The following is a 15,977-nucleotide window of genomic DNA, read 5'->3' as shown; positions in this document are numbered from 1 at the left end:
ATCTACTGCCCTTACTGGAAACGCGTGAAGCCGCGCTTTTTCGCATCATCCGGGCTTACCGCATTGCCGATTTTAAACCGGAATTCCGTAACGGTATAATTCTCCAGATCAACCTCGCACTGGAACGATACATCGTGCCAGCTATTGCCGGTGTTGAATGCACCGCCCGAAGCATCGATCGAGTTCCCGGAGATCCTGCCACCGGTATCTGAAAAGGGTATCATGCCTCTGGCGGCAAAACCCGCACCCTGAATTTGGGCCAGGGCCTCCGTGCTGCAAAGCTGCACGACACGGCGACGCGGTGGAAGATCACCGAACATCTGACGTCTCTGGGCGGGAGAAAGCAGCGACGAGGAAAGCAGACTTTTGGCAGCAGGAAGTTTTGCGGGCTTTTCTTCCGCCACGTCAGCTGGCTTTTCCTCCGTGGGCTTCGCTTGCGGCACGGGTGCTTGATCCGGCTCAGCCTCTTGCTTGGCGGGCGAAACCGCAATCTCCCCCTGATCGGCGGAAGCCTGAAGGTCGCTATTGGCGGCAGCAGGCGCGGGCTTCTCCTCTGCCGTTTTTTCCGGCTGGCTTTCTGGTTGCTCGGAAGGCTCGGTCTTTTCCGCCTCTTCAGCTTTTCCCGGCTTGTCTTCAGGGTCGGACTGCGCCTCTTCCGGCCTCATGGCGATGGCGGGCAACGTTGCCGGCATGGGCGGCAAAGGTTTTGCTTCCTCTGCCGGCGGTGCAGGCGGTGGTGGCGGAGGTTGCGGCTTCTCCTCCTGCTTTGCCTCTTCCGCACCGGGCGGTTTGCCTTCCTCTGCCTTCTTCTCCTCAGGCGGCGGCACCAGATCGACGCTGATGCTTTCCGGCTCCTGCGGTTCGGCTATCCGTTCCGGCAATTCGAAAAGGAAGATCGCGACAACGGCAAGATGCAGCAGCACGGAGACGGGCACAGCCCAACCTCTCCACCGCCATTTTTCTGCCGAAACCTGTTCCATCTCATCGAACCTGAGCATTGCCTGTCAAAGCGGAACCGCCGTCACATCAGGACAATGCGTAAAAACAAAGGGATAAAGCATCTGGCTTTTCACAGAAAAACGGAGCGCTTTATTTTCACACATAAGGCTTGTCGCAGAGTTCGCCAGTGCGGGAAACAAAAAACCCGGCCAGAGGTGACTGACCGGGTTCAATTTTAAAGGAAGCGGAACGCTTAGCTGTCGAGGAAGCTGCGCAGCTTTCTGGAGCGGCTCGGATGCTTCAGCTTGCGCAGCGCCTTCGCTTCGATCTGACGAATACGTTCGCGCGTGACCGAGAACTGCTGGCCGACTTCTTCCAGCGTATGGTCGGTGTTCATGCCGATGCCGAAACGCATGCGCAGAACACGCTCTTCACGCGGCGTCAGCGACGCCAGAACGCGGGTCGTCGTCTCGCGCAGGTTCGCCTGAATGGCGGCGTCGATCGGCAGCAGCGCGTTCTTGTCTTCGATGAAGTCACCGAGATGCGAATCCTCTTCGTCACCCACGGGGGTTTCGAGCGAGATCGGCTCCTTGGCGATCTTCAGAACCTTGCGCACCTTTTCCAGCGGCATGGCCAGCTTCTCGGCCAGCTCTTCCGGGGTCGGCTCACGGCCGATCTCGTGCAGCATCTGGCGCGAGGTGCGAACGATCTTGTTGATCGTTTCGATCATATGCACCGGAATACGGATCGTGCGGGCCTGGTCGGCGATCGAACGGGTGATTGCCTGCCTGATCCACCAGGTCGCATAGGTCGAGAACTTGTAACCGCGACGGTATTCGAACTTGTCGACCGCCTTCATCAGGCCGATATTGCCTTCCTGAATGAGATCGAGGAACTGCAGACCGCGGTTGGTGTATTTCTTCGCAATCGAGATCACCAGACGCAGGTTGGCCTCGACCATCTCCTTCTTGGCGATACGCGCTTCGCGCTCACCCTTCTGCACCATCGAAACGATGCGGCGGAACTCGGCGATGGAAATGCCGGTTTCCGTGGAGAGGTTCTGGATTTCCTGACGGATTTCGCGAATCGTGTTGCTTTCCTCGCGCGCGAATTCCTTCCAGCCGCGCGCGGCCAGATTGGCAATCGACTTCATCCAGTTCGGATCGAGTTCCGCACCGTGATACTGCTCGAGGAAGCTGTCGCGCTTGACGCCGTAGGATTCGGCAAGGCGCAGCAGGCGGCCTTCATTCTGCATCAGGCGCTTGGAAATGTCGTAGAGTTGTTCAACGAGGCTGTCGATGCGGTTCTGGTTCAGCGACAGCGACTTGACGGCCGTGATCAGCTGATCCTTCAGTTCCTTGTAGCGACGCTCCTGACCGGAGGACAGGGTGCCGGTGCAGGCCAGACGCGCCTCAACCTGCTGGTCCTGAAGCTTGCGCAGCTTCTTGTAGGTATCAGCGATGGTGTCGAGCGTTTCCATGACCTGCGGGCGCAGTTCGGCTTCCATCGCGGCAAGCGAAAGATTGGACTCGTCGTCGTCCTCCTCTTCCTCTTCCGGCGGCAGGCCATCGCCACCCACATCGGTCACGTCATCGTCGCCGCTCGGCGCACGCAGCTTGCGGGTCTTTTCCTTCTCTTCGGCAGCCTTGCGGTCCGCCTCGATCTTTTCCGGGCTCTGGAACTGCGGCGCAGCCTTGGCTTCCGGACCGGAATAGGTGGTTTCGAGATCGATGATCTCGCGCAGCAGCGTCGTGCCTTCGTTCAGTTCGTCGCGCCAGATGATCAGCGCCTGGAACGTCAGCGGGCTTTCGCACAGGCCCGAAATCATCGTTTCGCGGCCGGCCTCGATGCGCTTGGCGATGGCGATTTCGCCTTCGCGCGACAGAAGCTCGACCGAACCCATTTCGCGCAGATACATGCGTACCGGGTCATCGGTACGGTCGGTCGGTTCTTTCTTCTTGGCGGTCGCAAGTGCTGTGCCGCCGGAGGGCGCCAGTTCGCCGCCTTCGGAATCTTCCGATTCCGAATCGTCGCTTTCGGCCTCGCCAGACGCTTCCTCCGCATCCTCGTCCTCGATGACGTTGATGCCCATATCGGACAGCATCGCCATCGTGTCCTCGATCTGCTCGGAGGTCACCTCTTCGGACGGCAGGACGGAATTCAGCTCGTCCATCGTCACATAGCCGCGCTTCTTTGCGGCCTTGATCATTTTCTTGACCGCGTCATCCGAAAGATCGAGAAGCGGACCGTCCGTCGCACCGTCGCGTTCGTTTTCTGCTTCTTCGTTTTCTTTGACTTTGGTTGCCATCTATCTCGTCGCTTTCCCTGACGCTAACACCTGTTCCGCCGCATCGCCGTCCGCCCCTTGAGCATCCAGCGGTTTGCCGCGAATCACTGTCAGACACCTAACGGAGTGATCTTTAATTGCCGATTAACCACGGCAGCCTCAGGCAGAATGCAAAGACAGTGCACCCGGAAATGCTTGCTCATGCAATTTCTATCCGCCAAGGCTCATTCCACCTTACTTTTCCTGAAATGGTGATTCCCGCTATTTCCCGCCCCGTCAAGCCTTTGAGGGCGAGACAGCCACGGAAATTCTCAAAAAAGGCCGCATTTCACGGTTATCACCAGACTATCCCCTATTTAGGACGCTTGCCGCAAAAGGCAACCCCACACGTCTTTCAATTCTTGGCCAGCCCTTTCAGCCATGGCCGAAGGCCGGCCCCTTCACCCGGCCGGACATGACCCCAAAACCATCGATGATCGCCTCCTGATTTTCCATTCGGCCGATTTCAAGCTGCACCTCCGCCAATGCCCGCACCAGAAGCATACCGCGCTCGTCATCCGTCGCCTCGGCGATTTCCCGTTCCAGCTCCCGCTTCTGCCAGAGCAGGGATTTGGTTCGCTTGTGCAAGGAAAGCGCCTGCACATAACCTTCGCGCGCATCTTCCATCGCCGCCTGTTCAGTCGCCGTCCACAGGCGGGCATTGCGCACCTGCTGGTCCATCGTCTTCAACAGCGCCTCGAAGTCCTGCTGCGACAGGCGCTCTATCAGCCCCGCCCGCGATATCTCCGCCGCACTTTCCGCCGCATAGGTCAGCACTGTCGACCACAGACGTTGCAGATCGCGGTTTTCATAATCGATGGCAGCGATCTCGTCATATTCCTCGAGCAGCAATTCGGGATGGTTGACGATGGTGATGGCAAGAACGCTTTCCCGGAGCGAGGGTTTGGTCTGATACCCTCTCACCAGACCCGATTGCGCCAACCGGTCCGAAATACTGCTGGCAGGCGCCGACATCGCCCCGCCCCGCCCCGGCGCATTGCGCTGGAAGCCGCGCCCGGCGCCCTGCCCGCCATCGCGACGGAAGTTCCCGCCCTGTTGCCCGCCCTGCTGAAAGCGCGGTTGGAAGAAGCCATTCAGCCTGTCGCGCATATCCTGCTGGTAAAAACGGCGCACCGTCTCGTCGCCGATCACGGAAACGATCTGTCTCAGACGGCTTTCAAGCTGGGCCCGCTTTTCGGGCGTATCAAAGGTAACGGCGGATGTTTCACGGCTCCAGACCATCGCGGCAAGCGGTTTGGCTTCAGAAAGCACCCGGTCGAAGGGCGCCCGCCCCTCCAGCCGCACGAGATCGTCCGGGTCTTTTCCGTCAGGCAAAAGCGCAAAGCTGACGGAGCGGTCGGGCTTGATATGCGGCAAAGCCAGATCGGCCGCACGGTTGGCGGCGCGAATGCCGGCGCCATCACCATCAAAGCAGAGGATCGGCTGCGGTGACATTTTCCAGAGGAGATCGAGCTGGCTTTCCGTCAGCGCCGTGCCGAGCGGCGCGACGGCGTTTTCGACACCGGCCTGATAAAGCGCGATGACATCCATATAGCCTTCAACGGCAATAACGGTGCCGCCGGCAGCCTGCGAGGCGCGGCGGGCGCGGGCAAAATTGTAAAGAACATTGCCCTTATGAAAAAGCTCGGTCTCGTTGGAATTCAGATATTTCGCCACCGCATCCGCCGCCATGGCGCGGCCGCCGAAAGCGATCACCTTTTCCCGCGACGACAGGATCGGGAACATGATGCGATCCCGGAACCGGTCGTAAGAAACCGGCACGTTCTCATGCACCACCAGCCCGCAGGCCTCCATCTGCTCGCGCGCCACACCCTTGCTGGCCAGATGTTCTTTGAGAGCATTACGGCTATCCGGCGCAAAGCCGAGCCTGAAAGTCTCGATGGTCCGTCCGGTCAACCCGCGATCGCGCAAATAAGCCCGCGCCCGCGCGCCAAGCGCCGTCTGCAACTGATCCTGAAAGAACAGCGTCGCCATTTCCATGACATCCTGCAGCGAGGTGCGCTCACGCTCACGCTTTTCCGCCTGCGGATCGGGCTGCGGCATGGAAATGCCGGCCATATCGGCAATCTGCTGCACGGCCTCGGGAAAACTCAAGCCCTCAAGGTCTGTCAAGAACCGGAAATGATCGCCGGAAACACCGCAACCGAAACAATGATACCGCCCCTTGCGGTCCTCACAATGGAAACTGGGGCTTTTTTCACCGTGAAACGGGCAGCAGGCCCAATAATCGCCCCGCGGCGTATTGGTCTTCTTCTTGTCCCAAGACACACGTCGACCGATCACATCGGAGATGTTCACGCGGTCGCGTATCTCATCGAGAAAAGAATTGGAAAAGCGCATGGGTTACCTGTTCGAGGCCAGTCTTTCATATAAGCGCATAAAGGCCGCAATACAAAATGGGTAGGTAAATAATACCCGATATTCACAGGCGGCATTGACATAAGTGTATATACAAAAGAATATACAGAAACGACGCATGAGTGCCCTAAAGCTGGAATCAGTTTCAGGTGGCTCATGGACATTGTGACAAGGGATTTCATATCCTTTGATTGGGATAAGAAAAAGCGGCTGATCAATATCGAAAAGCACGGTATCGATTTCGAGGATGCGGTCGAGGCGCTTTTTGAGCCACATATCGAAATACAGTCCGACCAAAATGGAGAGGTTCGCATACGCGCGGTTTGCCCGTTCATGGGGCGCCTTATAACCATCATTTATACGATGCGGGGCGAAACATGCCGGATCATATCGGCGCGAGCGGCACGGAAAAATGAGCAACAATCCTACCACGCGAATAACTTTGGAAGAAATACGCACTAAGCGCGCTCGCGGCGAAAAGAGCGAGACAGACTGGGTGCGAGTCGATGCCATGACCGACGAAGATATCGACCGCGCCATGCGCGACGATCCGGACTGGGCCGGCTTTGAAAACATAGACTGGTCAAAGGCCGAAGTGGTTTTCCCCACAGCCAAGCAATCGATTTCCATTCGCCTCGACCAGGATGTCGTCGATTTCTTCAAATCCACCGGCAAAGGCTATCAAACCCGCATGAATGCGGTGCTGCGCCACTATGTGCACGAGCAGAAAAAACGGCCGGGCTGAAACGTCTCGGGACGGATTGCCCGGATTCGGCGCAGAAGACGAGGATCATTTTCGAGCGAGTGGGAGACGGCAGGTCCCCATTGCGCCTGCTTCCGGCAAATTTATGGCAGTGCAACATCACCAAAAATTATGTTTTTGTAATTTGAGCGCCCCGTCGCGGCGGTGTAAAAACAAAACACAGTCAAAGGTAGTGCGTGAACATTTCCATAAATCTGCCGACGCCCACAGGCACGTCCCCCTAAAAAAGCCTGTGAGGACCGCATTTTGATCCGCCGGAATGCGCTTTCGTCGACAGAAAAAAGGCAGGGTAGCCGTGGCTACCCTGCCTTTACTTTTTCCAACACGCTGGAAGCCTACTTCAGCAGATCCTTGACAACGCCGGAGGCCTTGGCGAAGTCGATCTGGCCGGGATAACGCTCCTTCAGCGCGTTCATGCACTTGCCCATGTCACGCAGGCCGGAGGCACCGGTCTCGCTGATGACGGCCTGGCACAGTTCGCGCACCTTTTCGGCCGGAATCTCTTCCGGCATGAATTCCTTGATGATGACGATTTCCTCGCGCTCCTGCGCGGCAAGCTCGGGTCGGCCAGCACCGTCATAGATGGTGGCGGACTCTTCGCGCTGCTTTACCATCTTGGTCAGAATCTGCATGATATCCTCATCACTGACGGGGTCCTTGCCCACGCCGCGATTGGCGATATCGCGATCCTTGATGGCCGCCTGAATGAGACGCACGGTCGAGGTACGTCTGGCGTCCCGAGCCTTCAGCGCATCTTTCAAAGTATTTGCGAACGTGTCGCGCATCATTTTTCTTCTCCTTGGGAAAGCCCATTCCGCAGCTTCGCGATAGGCAAACTTTCCACCTTATTTTTCGCAACGACATAAACGAGCAACTACGCTCAAGCAAATCAATTGCATAAGCCCTTGAATCCACGGCATCTTAAATCCGCGTAAATCTTGGGCCCATGGTTGACCGCTTGGGCTGCTTTCGTTATTTTCCGGCACCTGCACGAGATTTTAACGAAGGGTCGGAACGCGAGCTTTATCGCGCGCCCCTTTATGTCACGAAGCCTGCGACAAAAATGGCCCCTTACCCCCTGCCTTTCAAGAGGTGGGGTGCGAAGCGGCAGAAACGGAACGAGATGACCGAGACAGCGCCCTGGACTACCCGCAAACCGACTGCAATGCTTGTTCTTGCCGATGGCACGGTGATCGAGGGCACAGGCATCGGCGCAACCGGCAAGGTTCAGGCCGAAGTCTGTTTCAACACGGCCCTGACGGGTTACGAGGAAATCCTCACCGACCCATCCTATCTCGGCCAGATCGTCACCTTCACTTTCCCGCATATCGGCAATGTCGGCACCAATGAGGAAGACATCGAAGACCTGACCCCCGCCGCCCGCCGCGGCGCCGTTGGCGTCATCTTCAAGGCCGATATCACCGACCCTTCGAACTTCCGCGCCGTCAAGCATCTGGATGCCTGGCTGAAGGCCCGCGGCGTCATCGGCCTTTGCGGCATCGATACGCGCGCGCTGACGGCATGGATCCGCGAAAACGGCGCACCGAACGCGGTCATCGCCCATGATCCGAACGGCGTCTTCGACATCGAGGCGCTCAAGGCCGAAGCAAAGGCCTGGAGCGGCCTCGTCGGCCTCGACCTCGCCATCGAGGCGACTTCCGGCCAGTCCTCCACCTGGGCTGAAACGCCGTGGGTCTGGAACAAGGGTTACGGCACGCTCGGTGAAGCCGATGCCAAATATCACGTCGTCTGCGTGGATTTCGGCGTCAAGCGCAACATTCTGCGCCTTTTCGCCGGTCTTGATTGCAAGGTGACGGTGGTTCCGGCCCAGACTTCGGCCGAAGACATTCTGGCGCTGAAGCCGGATGGCGTGTTCCTGTCCAACGGCCCGGGAGACCCGGCCGCGACGGGCGAATATGCCGTGCCGGTTATCCAGAACCTCATCAAGAGCGAACTGCCGATCTTCGGCATCTGCCTCGGCCACCAGATGCTCGGCCTCGCCGTCGGTGCGAAGACTGAAAAGATGCATCAGGGCCATCACGGCGCCAACCACCCGGTCAAGGACTTCACGACAGGCAAGGTGGAAATCGTCTCGATGAACCATGGATTCGCGGTTGATGCAAAATCGCTGCCTGATGGCGTCGAAGAAACCCATACGTCGCTGTTCGATGGCACCAATTGCGGCCTGCGCATCGTCGGCAAGCCGGTCTTCTCGGTTCAGCACCACCCGGAAGCATCCCCCGGCCCGCAGGACAGCCACTACCTCTTCCGCCGCTTCGTCAATCTGCTGCGCGAAAGACAGGGTGAGGCAGCGCTCGCCGAGCGCTAATCGACCTTTCGCGTTCGACGTCATCCTCGGTCCTGACCCGAGGAACCACGTCGATGGATCCTCGCCTCAAGGGCGAGGATGACGACAGAGCGTTACATTCCAGAAAGAACACAACGGCCCGCTATCAGCGGGCCGTTTGCATTTCGCGCTTCACCAGAATGACGAAGCGGACGGTGAGCAAAACAGCCGCCGTCGAAAGACCGATCACGAAACCGAACCAGACACCACGCCCGCCAAAACCGAGCGGAAAGGCCATGGTCCAGGCAAGCGCCAGACCGATCGGCCAATAGGAAATCAGCGCCAGCATCGCTGGAATGCGCGCATCCTTCAGTCCGCGCAGCAGCCCTGCCGTCACGGCCTGAATGCCATCCACCAGCTGGAAGACGCCGGCGATGACAACGAGGCTGCTGGCATAAGCGAGCACTTCCGCAGCTTCCGGCAATTTTGGATCGAGGAACCATTTCGCCAGAAAATCCGGAACGACCGCAAACAAAATGCCGCCGCAAAGGGCAATGCCGCAGGCAATGGCATAGATCATGATCGAGGCGCGAATGAGGTTTTTGAAATCGCCCTGACCGCGGGCGATGCCCACGCGCACGGTTGCCGCCTGCGACAGGCCGAGCGGGATCATGAAGGCGATGGAGGCAAGCTGCAGGGCAATGCCATGCGCCGCAAGCTGCACGGTACCAATCTGCCCCATCAGGATCGATGCGGCGGCAAACAGCGTCACTTCGGCAAGGATGGTGATGCTGATCGGCAGGCCCAAGCGCAGCACTTCGAACAGCGCATGCCAGTCCGGCCGCCAGAAACGCACGAACAGCTCGTATTTCTTCGTCTCCTCACGCGTCTGCACATAGACAACGATGAAGATGAAGCTGAAGGCATTAACGATGACGGCAACGACGGCAGCGCCATTCATGCCCATTGCCGGCAGGCCGAAATGGCCGAACACCAGCGCATAGGCCATCAAACCGTTCATGACCAACATGATGATGGTGACATAAAGAATGATGCCCGCACGGCCGATGGCGCTTACAAGGCCGCGCAGCACGTAGAAAAGCAAAGCCGGCAGCAGGCCGAATTTGGCGATGGCGAGATAATGGCCAGTCAGCGCCGCCACGTTGGGGTTCTGCCCGAGATAGACCAGAATCCGCTCGGCATTAAAGAAGACCGGCAAAGCGAGGATCCAGTAGGCGATCGCCACCCACATGCCCATGCGCAGCGAGCGGCGGGCCGCCGTCGCATCGCCCTGCCCGTAAGCCTGCGCCACCATTGGCACCACGGCCACGGAAAATCCCGAGCCGAAAATGAAGACGACGAAGAAGAACTGCCCGGCCAGCACCATGGCCGCCAGCTTTTCAGCCCCTAGCTGCCCGACGATGACCATGTCAGTGGTATGGATGCCAAGCTGGGCGAGCTGCGCACCGATAAGCGGAATTCCAAGCGCAAGCGTAGCCTTGAAATGCGAAAGCCACGACCCCGATCCGGAGGGAACGGTTTCTGCAACAACCGACGAAGACATTGTAATTCACCTGAATTTTGGCCATTGCCCGCGAATTGCGCAACGGCAGCAGGGTGATGAATAAAATATTCCCTTCCTGCACGCAACCTTTGCGGCCCGATGATCAAAATTTACGCAGAATTCCAAACCCTGCCGGCACCGGCTGAAACAGCATGAACCTGAACAAATTTAGTCGAATTTTACCATTTCGCTTTACCTATTAGAACATCGCGTAGTTCTTTTAAATCATAAGCTGCATGACGCAGAATATTCCCGCCTTAGAGGCATGTCTTTCCCCCCATTCTCCAAGATGACCCGACCGGGCATATCTGGTTTCAAGGACGTGTAGCTTGCCAAAAAAATCCAACCTCATGACGCGCATTCTGTTTGCGGCGTCATCACTTGTTGTCGCGGCCTTTGCGGGCTTTTCTTTCTATATCGATAGCCTTCAGCACCGGGTCACCACGGAAGCGGTGGCGGAAAACATCGATTCGTCCGGCAAGCAGGCCGCACAGAGCATCGCCAACTGGCTGAGCGGCCGCATCATGCTCACCGACACGGTGGCGAAAACGCTTGCGAAACTTCCGGAGGACGATGCCAAGCTGCAGTTCCTGCAGAACGACGTGCTGACAGCGCAATTCATGTCCACTTACTTCGGCAATGCCGAAACCGGCGTTTTCACGACATTCCCGAAAACACCGCTGCCGGAAGGTTATGACCCGCGCAAGCGCCCCTGGTATCTGGATGCGGTCAAGGCCGGCAAGCCGGTGCTGACCGAACCTTACACCGACGCCTCGACCGGCGGCCTCGTCATCACTGCCGCCATGCCCGTCTCCGTTGACGGCAAGTTGGCTGGCGTGACGGGAAGCGACTTTTCGCTGGATTCGCTGGTCACGATGATCAAGTCCGTGGATGCCGGCACGGACGGTTATGCCTTCCTTGTCAACAAGGATGGCAAGATCCTCATTCATCCCGATCCGAAACTCGTCGAAAAGCCGCTGAGCGATCTTTTCAAGGTCAACACACCGACAATCTCCTCGGCAATTTCCCAGACTGAAATTAACGGCAAGGGCAAGATCACCAGTTTCATACCGGTTGCCGGCCTGCCCTCGGTCGAGTGGTATCTCGGCTTCGTCGTCGATTCCGATGTCGCCTACAGCGCAATCGGCCAGTTCCGGCTGGCAGCGACCATTGCCACGGTTCTTGCCGCCGCAATCATGATCGTGCTGCTTGCAACCGTGCTCTCCCGTTTCATTGTCCGCCCCGTCACGCAAATGACCTCGGCCATGGAAGGCCTTGCAGCCGGCAATCTCGATGTCGCCATTCCCGGCCAGGAACGCACCGACCAGATCGGCTCGATGGCCGCAGCGGTTGCCGTTTTCAGATCGAACGCCATGGAACGCCTGCGTCTGGAAGGTGATGCCGAAGAGAACCGCACGCTTTCCGAACAGGAGCGCAATGAGCGCGAGAGACTGGCGTCGAAAGATGCCGCAGACATCCAGTTCGCGGTCGATTCGCTCGCCAAAGGCCTGGCGCATCTTTCGGACGGCGATCTCAATTACCGCATCGATACGCCTTTCGTGACCCGCATCGACCGCCTGCGCGACGATTTCAACAATTCCGTCGCCAAGCTGAATGTGGCGCTCAGCACCGTTGGCCAGAATGCCCGCGCAATCGACGCCGGTGCTGGTGAAATTCGCCAATCCGCCGACGATCTGGCCCGGCGCACCGAACAGCAGGCCGCCTCGGTGGAAGAAACCGCCGCAGCACTCGAGGAAATCACCACCACGGTGAAGGACTCCGCCCGCCGCGCCGAGGAAGTCGGCCGTCTGGTTGATCGCGCCCGCGGCAATGCCGAACAATCCGGCATCATCGTCGAAGATGCGGTTCGCGCCATGGAAGGCATCGAAAAATCATCGTCGGAGATCAGCAACATCATCGGCGTGATCGATGAAATCGCCTTCCAGACAAATCTTCTGGCCCTGAATGCCGGTGTGGAAGCCGCCCGCGCCGGTGAAGCCGGCAAGGGTTTTGCCGTGGTCGCCCAGGAAGTGCGCGAACTTGCCCAGCGCTCCGCCAATGCCGCCAAGGAGATCAAGACGCTGATCAACGCCTCCACATCGCAGGTACAATCCGGCGTCGATCTCGTCGGCAATGCCGGCAAGGCGCTGGAAACCATCGTCCGCGAAGTCCAGGAGATCAACCGCCATATCGACGCCATCGTGACGTCGTCACGCGAACAGTCGACCGGGCTTCAGGAAATCAACACCGCCATCAACACCATCGATCAGGGCACCCAGCAGAATGCCGCCATGGTCGAAGAACAGACGGCGGCCAGCCACGGACTGGCTTCGGAAGCGGCGGCGCTCAACGAACTGCTGGCACAATTCCAGCTTGCCACGGCGACGCGGCGGCAGGCGGAATATGGGCGGGCTGCTTAGGAGAACCGCCTGCTAGTTGGTGGAGGCAAAGCATACAAACCCCGTCACCCCGGACTAGATCCGGGGTCCAGCGCGATCAAGTCCTTGATCGCGAAAGACTCATTTCCTCACGGCGCAGACGCGCCGTGGCTGGATGCCGGATCAAGTCCGGCATGACGGAGGAGAGGTTTCAACCTCTTTCATGGCCGGACCGATCGAGCCATTTTTATTTGCCGCGCGAACGATACCCCGTTCTCTCTACCGGCCCGATCCGCTAGAGCTTGATCGATCATGATATGTGGAGGGATTTATGCTGGAACTGATTTGGCGCGGCATTGCCATGGGCATTGGCGGCACCGTGTTTATGGATATATGGGCGATTGTGCTGCATCGGTTTTTCGGCCAGTCAGCACCGAACTGGGCGCCGGTTGGCCGCTGGTTCTGGCATGTGCCAAAAGGCACGATTTTTCACGACAGCATCGCCACGGCCGCACCCTATGAGCATGAACTGGCGCTAGGCTGGATTTCGCATTATGCCGTCGGCATTCTCTACGGCATTATTCTGGCACTGGTGGTGCCGGCTGCATGGTTTGCAAACCCATCCTTCATCCAGCCATGGATCGTTGGCATCGTCACGGTTGGTGCGGGCTGGTTCCTGTTGCAGCCGGGTCTTGGCATCGGCTGGGCGGCATCAAAAACGCCCAATCCGACAAAAGTCCGCATTCTCAACCTCGTGGCCCACACGATCTTCGCCCTGGGCATGTATGCCGTGGCACTTTTGATGCGCTAAATGAAAAGGGGGCTGAAAAGCCCCCTCTCCTGTCTTTGTCTCAGATATTCGCCGAGAACGTATCACAATCTTCGACACGGCCGTTCTGGAAGCCGCGCTTGAACCATTCCATGCGCTGCGCCGAAGTGCCGTGGTTGAAACTATCAGGCACCACATAACCTTGGGTCTGCTTCTGCAACGTGTCATCGCCGATCTGGTGGGCGGCGTTCAGTGCTTCTTCGAGATCGCCGGTTTCGAGAATACCCTTCTGCTCGGTGAACTTGCCCCAGATGCCGGCATAACAATCCGCCTGAAGCTCCACCCGTACCGACATCTTGTTGGCATCCACCTGGCTCATTGACTGGCGGCGACGGTTGAACTCAGGCAGGACGCCGGTCAGGTTCTGCACGTGATGGCCAACTTCATGCGCAATCACGTAAGCCTGCGCGAAATCGCCGGCCGCACCGAAACGCTGGTCCAGTTCCTTGAAGAAGTTGGTATCGAGATAGACCTTTCGGTCGCCAGGGCAATAAAACGGGCCGCTGGCGGCGGAGGCGTTACCGCAGGCGGAAGACACCTGACCGGAGAACAGCACCAGCGTCGGTTTCTGATAGGTCTCCCCGGCAGACTGGAAGATACCGCTCCAGGTATCCTCGGTCTCCGCCAGCACGGTGCGTACGAAAGCCGTTGTCTCATCCGACGACTGGCCCTGCGGGCGCGTGCCGGATTGCTGTTGCGTCGTGCCGCCGCCGTCCATCGACATATCGCCGCCGGTCAGCAGCGTCAGCGGGTTGATGCCGAGCACCCAGCTGATCAGAAGTATGACCAGAAGACCGCCAATCCCGATACCGCCGCCGCGACGTCCGATCGGTACCCGCATCCCGCCGCGGGAAAAAGGATCACCCGATCCCGCTGACATGCCGCGCCGGTCCTCGATATTGTCCGACTGGCGACGCCCTCTCCATTCCATGCTCTTCTCCCGGCGAATACCGCCTCAACAAGCTGCCTTATAACGGCACTATAATACATCTTGTTCCGGAAGAAAGCAGAGGCGGCAAACGGAACCTCTCACACGGCTCTACGTCTTTGTTTCAACACCGCCAGAAATAGGATGGCGAACACCAATGCGCCGGCGGAAAGGGCAGCAAAACCCGCTCTCCCGTCGCCGAACGCAACCTCATGCATGATGCGCCCCGGAACGAAGGTGAAGCCGCCGGCAATCACGATACCGCCGAGATAAACACTCTGCATGATCCGCATATGCCGTCTGATATCACCGCGGCGGGCGAAATAAACCGATTGCAGACACCCATAGATGGTGAAGATGGAAAGCAGATGGATCGGGCTGAAACCATAAAACACCTTCAATTCATGGATGAAGAAGGTAGAAGCCGCAGTCGCGACCATCAGCACCACCCAGATCTTGCCAAGTAGCCGGTGGATGGCGGTGCCCTTGGGACGCAGGAAGATGAAGGCCCCGAGAATGGCTGCGGGCACGACGGTGACGACATGGAATTGCACGGCAAGCGGTGCATCTAATAAAGGCTGGAATGACATGGGCGCTGTTTCGGCTCTGTTGAAATCACCGGCAATTTCGGCAAAACATGCGTTCAGGGAAAACGGATTGGCGCCATCAGCAGGAAAACTTCGTGGATCACCCATATCTGCAATCCACGCTTCGTGAAATGCACGCCATCCTGCAGTCGCGCAGGCTGTGGCTGACATTTCTCGCCGTGCTGGCGATCTTTATCGTGACCGGACCTTTCGGGACGAGCGAAACCATGAGTTTCGCCGACCGGCTGCTTTACTGGACAATCATACAGGCCGGCGCCTGGACATTTGCCATATCCTTTTCCATCATCGCCAACCGCATCTTCGCGGATAGCATCAGAAACATGCTGGCACGCATGATGCTCGGCTCGCTGACGGCCGCGCTGCCGATAGGGCTCTTACTTACCATCACCAACCGGGTCTTTTCAGGCACGGAAATGGGTTTCGGCCCCTTTCTGCAAAGCAGCCTGTCGTCCCTGCCTCTTTGTGCCATCTTTTGCCTGCTGAGTTATCTCACCGCCAGCCAGTCCCTCGAAACGAAGGCAGTTGCCGTAACGGACACGGGGGAAGACGGCAAATGCAAGGTAAAAGGCACCGCGCCGCTGCTGGAGCGGCTGCCGCCGCAAAAGCGCGGAGAATTGCTGCGGCTATCGGTGCAGGACCATTATACTGAAATCGTCACCACGCGCGGACGCCAGCTCGTTCTGCTGCGTTTTTCCGATGCGCTGAAAGAAATAGGCCAGAGCGAGGGCTTGCAGGTCCACCGATCCCACTGGATTGCCGATGCCGATGTCGTCTCGCTGCGCAGGCAGGCAGGCCGTCTGCACATCGTCACAAAAGACGGCACGGAAATCCCTGTCAGCCGCTCTTACAGCGCGGCGGTGCAGGCCCGTTTCGCCGCGCGTGCCCCCGCCGGCTAAGAGTTTCTGTCGATTCCGGAATTTATGGGGTTCCGTTCTCAAAAACATTTGCCTATAAGCCGCTTCTAGCCTGAAAACAT

At 58.3% G+C, this 15,977-nt stretch carries 13 protein-coding genes; 6 read left to right on the top strand and 7 right to left on the bottom strand.

Features of this window, described 5'->3' with window-relative positions; translation table 11 throughout:
• Positions 1–11: 11 nt before the first annotated feature.
• The 3 genes from M0412_RS02060 to dnaG form a co-directional block, all read right to left on the bottom strand.
• Entirely contained in the window at positions 12–935 is a 924-nt protein-coding gene (locus M0412_RS02060) for a DUF930 domain-containing protein (protein WP_269703278.1), read from the bottom strand.
• 257 nt (positions 936–1,192) lie between these two features.
• A complete protein-coding gene (rpoD, locus tag M0412_RS02055) occupies positions 1,193–3,247 on the bottom strand; it encodes an RNA polymerase sigma factor RpoD (protein ID WP_142840321.1) in 2,055 nt (684 codons plus the stop codon).
• 393 nt (positions 3,248–3,640) lie between these two features.
• Positions 3,641–5,626, bottom strand: a complete 1,986-nt coding sequence (gene dnaG, locus M0412_RS02050) for a DNA primase (RefSeq protein WP_283159135.1) — start codon at positions 5,624–5,626, stop codon at positions 3,641–3,643.
• A gap of 174 nt (positions 5,627–5,800) precedes the next feature.
• Here dnaG and M0412_RS02045 point away from each other — a divergent pair, with 174 nt between their 5' ends.
• Positions 5,801–6,106: a BrnT family toxin gene (locus tag M0412_RS02045; protein ID WP_142840323.1), complete on the top strand. Its 306-nt coding sequence runs from the start codon at positions 5,801–5,803 to the stop codon at positions 6,104–6,106.
• A 49-nt stretch (positions 6,107–6,155) separates the two neighbouring features.
• The gene (locus M0412_RS02040; RefSeq protein WP_309546932.1) at positions 6,156–6,389 is read left to right on the top strand and encodes a BrnA antitoxin family protein; all 234 of its coding nucleotides are present in this window, start codon (positions 6,156–6,158) and stop codon (positions 6,387–6,389) included.
• Positions 6,390–6,742: 353 nt separating this feature from the next.
• Here M0412_RS02040 and M0412_RS02035 read toward each other — a convergent pair whose 3' ends face one another.
• Entirely contained in the window at positions 6,743–7,192 is a 450-nt protein-coding gene (locus M0412_RS02035; RefSeq protein WP_170979832.1) for a GatB/YqeY domain-containing protein, read from the bottom strand.
• Between the two features lie 338 nt (positions 7,193–7,530).
• Here M0412_RS02035 and carA point away from each other — a divergent pair, with 338 nt between their 5' ends.
• The gene (gene carA / locus M0412_RS02030; RefSeq protein ID WP_142840325.1) at positions 7,531–8,736 is read left to right on the top strand and encodes a glutamine-hydrolyzing carbamoyl-phosphate synthase small subunit; all 1,206 of its coding nucleotides are present in this window, start codon (positions 7,531–7,533) and stop codon (positions 8,734–8,736) included.
• Positions 8,737–8,860: 124 nt separating this feature from the next.
• On the opposite strand, the gene M0412_RS02025 is transcribed toward carA, so the two are convergent.
• Positions 8,861–10,258, bottom strand: a complete 1,398-nt coding sequence (locus M0412_RS02025; protein ID WP_142840326.1) for an MATE family efflux transporter — start codon at positions 10,256–10,258, stop codon at positions 8,861–8,863.
• A 329-nt stretch (positions 10,259–10,587) separates the two neighbouring features.
• On the opposite strand from M0412_RS02025, the gene M0412_RS02020 reads away from it, so the two are divergent.
• Complete coding sequence (locus M0412_RS02020; protein WP_269702227.1) at positions 10,588–12,678, top strand: methyl-accepting chemotaxis protein; 2,091 nt, start codon at positions 10,588–10,590, stop codon at positions 12,676–12,678.
• Between the two features lie 289 nt (positions 12,679–12,967).
• Entirely contained in the window at positions 12,968–13,447 is a 480-nt protein-coding gene (locus tag M0412_RS02015) for a DUF2938 domain-containing protein (RefSeq protein WP_142840328.1), read from the top strand.
• Positions 13,448–13,487: 40 nt separating this feature from the next.
• Here M0412_RS02015 and M0412_RS02010 read toward each other — a convergent pair whose 3' ends face one another.
• Positions 13,488–14,396: a neutral zinc metallopeptidase gene (locus tag M0412_RS02010; RefSeq protein ID WP_142840329.1), complete on the bottom strand. Its 909-nt coding sequence runs from the start codon at positions 14,394–14,396 to the stop codon at positions 13,488–13,490.
• Positions 14,397–14,494: 98 nt separating this feature from the next.
• Positions 14,495–14,983, bottom strand: coding sequence for a DUF2306 domain-containing protein (locus tag M0412_RS02005; RefSeq protein WP_269702224.1), 489 nt, complete (start codon positions 14,981–14,983; stop codon positions 14,495–14,497).
• Between the two features lie 92 nt (positions 14,984–15,075).
• Between M0412_RS02005 and M0412_RS02000 the strand changes: the two genes are divergently transcribed.
• Positions 15,076–15,897 carry a LytTR family DNA-binding domain-containing protein gene (locus M0412_RS02000; RefSeq protein ID WP_269702221.1) on the top strand — a complete coding sequence of 274 codons (822 nt, stop codon included), beginning with the start codon at positions 15,076–15,078 and terminating at the stop codon, positions 15,895–15,897.
• Positions 15,898–15,977 lie beyond the last annotated feature (80 nt).

This window comes from Agrobacterium sp. O3.4 (assembly GCF_041414895.1).
In the GTDB taxonomy this organism is placed as follows: Bacteria; Pseudomonadota; Alphaproteobacteria; order Rhizobiales; family Rhizobiaceae; genus Agrobacterium; species Agrobacterium cucumeris.
This window is presented reverse-complemented; position numbering and strand designations above follow the sequence as displayed.